The following is a 3,611-nucleotide window of genomic DNA, read 5'->3' as shown; positions in this document are numbered from 1 at the left end:
CCACGGCCGACGCGATCCCCGCGTCGTGGGACAGCGACACGTGGATGCTGCCGACCCCGAGCTCGTCGGCGCGCGCCGCCACCGTCCCGGTGATCGCGAACGACGGCCGCCCGTCCGCGTCGGTCCGCACCTCGGCGTCGTGCCAGCTCATCCCGGCCGGCGCACCCAGCGCCTTGGCCAGCGCCTCCTTGGCCGCGAACCGCGCCGCCAGGCTGGCCACCGGCCGCGCGCGCTCGTGCTCGGTGAACAACCCGGTCCGCAGGCCCGGCCGCCGCTCGAGCGAGCGCGCGAACCGCTCGACGTCGCAGACGTCGATCCCGACCCCGATGATCACCGGACGATCATCGCCGAGCGCCGCCCTCCGACGGGCGCAGGGCCCGGGACGGTCACTCGACGGTGACGGACTTGGCCAGGTTCCGCGGCTGGTCGACGTCGTGCCCCTTCAGCGTCGCGAGCTCGCAGGCGAACAGCTGCAACGGGACGATGGCCAGCAGCGGCTGGAGCAGCGTCGGCACGGCGGGCACCTCGATGAGGTGGTCGGCGAACGGGCGCACCGTCTCGTCGCCCTCCTCGGCGATCACCACGGTCCGCGCGCCGCGCGCCTGGATCTCGCTGATGTTGGACACCAGTTTGGAGTGCAGCACCGCGCGGCCCTTCGGCGAGGGCATGACCACGACGACCGGCAGGCCCTCCTCGATCAGCGCGATCGGGCCGTGCTTGAGCTCGCCCGCCGCGAAGCCCTCGGCGTGCATGTACGCCAGCTCCTTGAGCTTGAGCGCGCCCTCCAGCGCCACCGGGTAGCCGACGTGGCGGCCCAGGAACAGCACGGCCTTGGAGTCGGCCAGCTCGCGGCCGAGTGCCTTGACCTGCTCGACCGTGCCGAGGACGCGCTGCACGGCGGCGGAGGCGGCCTCCAGCTCGGCGAACTCGCGGGCGACCTCGTCCGGGTCCTTGGTGCCGCGCGCCTGCGCCAGGGCCAAGCCCACCAGGTAGTTCGCCGCGATCTGGGCGAGGAACGCCTTGGTGGAGGCGACGCCGATCTCCGGGCCCGCGTGGGTGTAGAGCACCGCGTCGGACTCGCGCGGGATCTGCGCGCCGTTGGTGTTGCACACCGCCAGCACGCGGGCCTTCTGCGCGCGGGCGTGCCGCACGGCCTCCAGGGTGTCGGCGGTCTCGCCGGACTGGGAGATCGCGACGACCAGGGTGGCGCGGTCGAGCACCGGGTCGCGGTAGCGGAACTCGCTGGCCAGCTCGACCTCGACGGGCAGCCGGGTCCAGTGCTCGATGGCGTACTTGGCGACCAGGCCGGAGTGGTAGGCCGAGCCGCAGGCCACGACGAAGACCTTGTCGACGTCGCGCAGGTCCTGGTCGGACAGGCGCTGCTCGTCGAGCACGATCCGGCCGTGGCGGAAGTGGCCGCGCAGGGTGTTGGCCAGCGCGTCCGGCTGCTCCTCGATCTCCTTGAGCATGAAGTACTCGTGGCCGCCCTTCTCGGCGGCGGACAGGTCCCAGTCGACCGTGAACGGCTTGGCCTCGGCGGGGCCCCCGTCGAAGTCGGTGACCTCGTAGCCGTCGGCGGTGATCACCACGACCTGGTCCTGGCCCAGCTCGACGGCCTCGCGGGTGTGCTCGATGAACGCGGACACGTCGGAGGCGAGGAACGTCTCGCCCTCGCCGACGCCGACCACGAGCGGGGAGGAGCGGCGGGCGGCGACGACCTGGCCGGGCTCGTCGGCGTGCGTCACGACGAGCGTGAACGCGCCTTCGAGGCGGCGGACGACGGCGCGGACGCTGCCGGGCAGGTCGCCCTTGGTCGGGCCGTCCGAGTAGGCCAGCGCGATCAGGTGCGCGGTGGTCTCGGTGTCGGTGTCGCTGGCCATCTCGATGCCGAGGTCTTCCAGCTCCGAGCGCAGCGCGGCGAAGTTCTCGATGATGCCGTTGTGCACGACGGCGACGCGGCCGGTGGCGTCGCGGTGCGGGTGCGAGTTGCGGTCGACGGGCGCGCCGTGCGTGGCCCACCGGGTGTGGCCCATGCCGACGGTGCCCGCGAACCCGGCGCGGCCGACCTCGTCCAGCACCGCCTCCAGGTTGGCCAGCCTGCCTGCCTTGCGCTCGACGGCGAGGCCACCCGCGCCGTCCAGGACGGCGACGCCCGCCGAGTCGTACCCCCGGTACTCCAGGCGCCTCAAGCCGTCCAGCACGACGTCCAGCGCCGAGCGGTGGCCCACGTATCCCACGATTCCGCACACACCGCACAGGGTCGCCAGATTCATGCGGTCCCCCGAACGTGTCGGTTCACACCGTTTTCGCAGGTAACGCCCCTCTTTGGTGTAGACCAATCGTGGCGTGCGGCACCGGGTCGCGATCGACTACCGTTGCTGCGGTGAGCGGCAACTCGGCGAAGCAGGTGCTCGACCAGCTCAGCAGGCCAGGGGAGCACGAGGTGCTGCGGGGCGACCTGGCCCTCGTCGGGCTGCCCGGCCTGGTCTACACGCCGGCGTCCGGCCTCGGCCTGCCCGCCGTCGCGTTCAGCCACGGCTGGCTCCAGCCCGCCACCCGCTACCGGGGCCTGCTGCGGCACCTGGCGTCGTGGGGCATCGTCGCGGCGGCCCCGAACACCCAGCGCGGCCCGCTCGCGTCGGCGCGGCTGATGTCCGCGAACCTGACGACGGCGCTCGACGTGTGCACGGGCGTGCGGCTGGGCGAGGGCGGCATCTCGGTGGACCCGGAGCGGCTGGCGGTGGCCGGGCACTCGATGGGCGGCGGCGCGGCCGTGCTGGCGGCGGCGCGGGACCCGAGGGCGCGCGCGGTGGTGACCCTGGCGGCGGCCGAGACGAAGCCGTCGGCGCTGGACGCGGCGCGCGAGATCGGCGTGCCGGGCCTGCACCTGGCGGGCGGCGAGGACCGCATCGCGCCGCCGATCGGGCACGCGCAGGCGATCGCGGAGGCGTGGCGCGGGCCGGTGCAGGTGCGGATGCTGGAGAAGGCCTCGCACCTGGGGTTCACCGAGGGCAGGCACTGGAGCGAGCTGCTGCTGGACGGCAGGGGCGAGCGCTCGGCGCAGCGGCTGGCGCGCGGCCTGGTGACGGCGTTCCTGCTGCGGGTGCTCAAGGGCGAGCGGCGCTGGGACGCGCTGCTGGAGGACGACGTGCGCGGCGCGGCGCTGGTGTACCAGCGGGCCGCGCTGGGGCTGTGACCCTGGGCCAGGAGGACTGCTGAGGGGCGCGGCGCGGAGGGCTCCCCTCCGCGGGAACGGGGAAGCCCTCACGCGCGGCGCCGCTCGTGCGACCCCGGCTCAGGAGAGCCAGGTCTGACCGCTCATGTCGTCGTCGTCCGGCGGCGGCGGCGCGGCCCTGCGCCCGCGCGCGGGCGGCTGCTGGGCAGGCTGCTGCCAGGACGGCGGCTGCTGGGCGAACGGCTGCGTGGGCGGCTCCTGCTGCCCACCGCGGGGCTGGGGCTGCTGGTTCCCCCAGGGCTGGGGCTGGTTCCCCCACTGCTGCTGTTGCGGCGGCTCCCCCTGCTGCTGCGCCCAGGACCTGGCCGGGGCCTGAACCCCCGTCTTGAGCATGAACGAGCCGTCCTTGGGAGCCTCGGCGGCGGCCTTGCGCGCC

At 74.3% G+C, this 3,611-nt stretch carries 3 protein-coding genes and 1 pseudogene; 1 reads left to right on the top strand and 3 read right to left on the bottom strand.

The features are described from left to right. The coding region (locus ACTUAL_RS05050; RefSeq protein WP_440899429.1) for a holo-ACP synthase at positions 1 to 334 on the bottom strand (334 nt) is incomplete at its 3' end. Positions 335 to 386: 52 nt separating this feature from the next. Then, a complete protein-coding gene (glmS, locus tag ACTUAL_RS05045; RefSeq protein WP_440899428.1) occupies positions 387 to 2,249 on the bottom strand; it encodes a glutamine--fructose-6-phosphate transaminase (isomerizing) in 1,863 nt (620 codons plus the stop codon). A 134-nt stretch (positions 2,250 to 2,383) separates the two neighbouring features. Between glmS and ACTUAL_RS05040 the strand changes: the two genes are divergently transcribed. Further along, positions 2,384 to 3,196 carry a dienelactone hydrolase family protein gene (locus tag ACTUAL_RS05040; RefSeq protein ID WP_015805241.1) on the top strand — a complete coding sequence of 271 codons (813 nt, stop codon included), beginning with the start codon at positions 2,384 to 2,386 and terminating at the stop codon, positions 3,194 to 3,196. Positions 3,197 to 3,295: 99 nt separating this feature from the next. Here the strand turns inward: ACTUAL_RS05040 and ACTUAL_RS05035 are convergent. Further along, positions 3,296 to 3,611: pseudogene (locus tag ACTUAL_RS05035) on the bottom strand (hypothetical protein); the annotation flags it as partial.

The organism is Actinosynnema sp. (genome assembly GCF_052038725.1).
The sequence above is the reverse complement of the archived record's forward strand: the minus strand, read 5'-3'. Positions and strand labels throughout refer to the sequence as shown.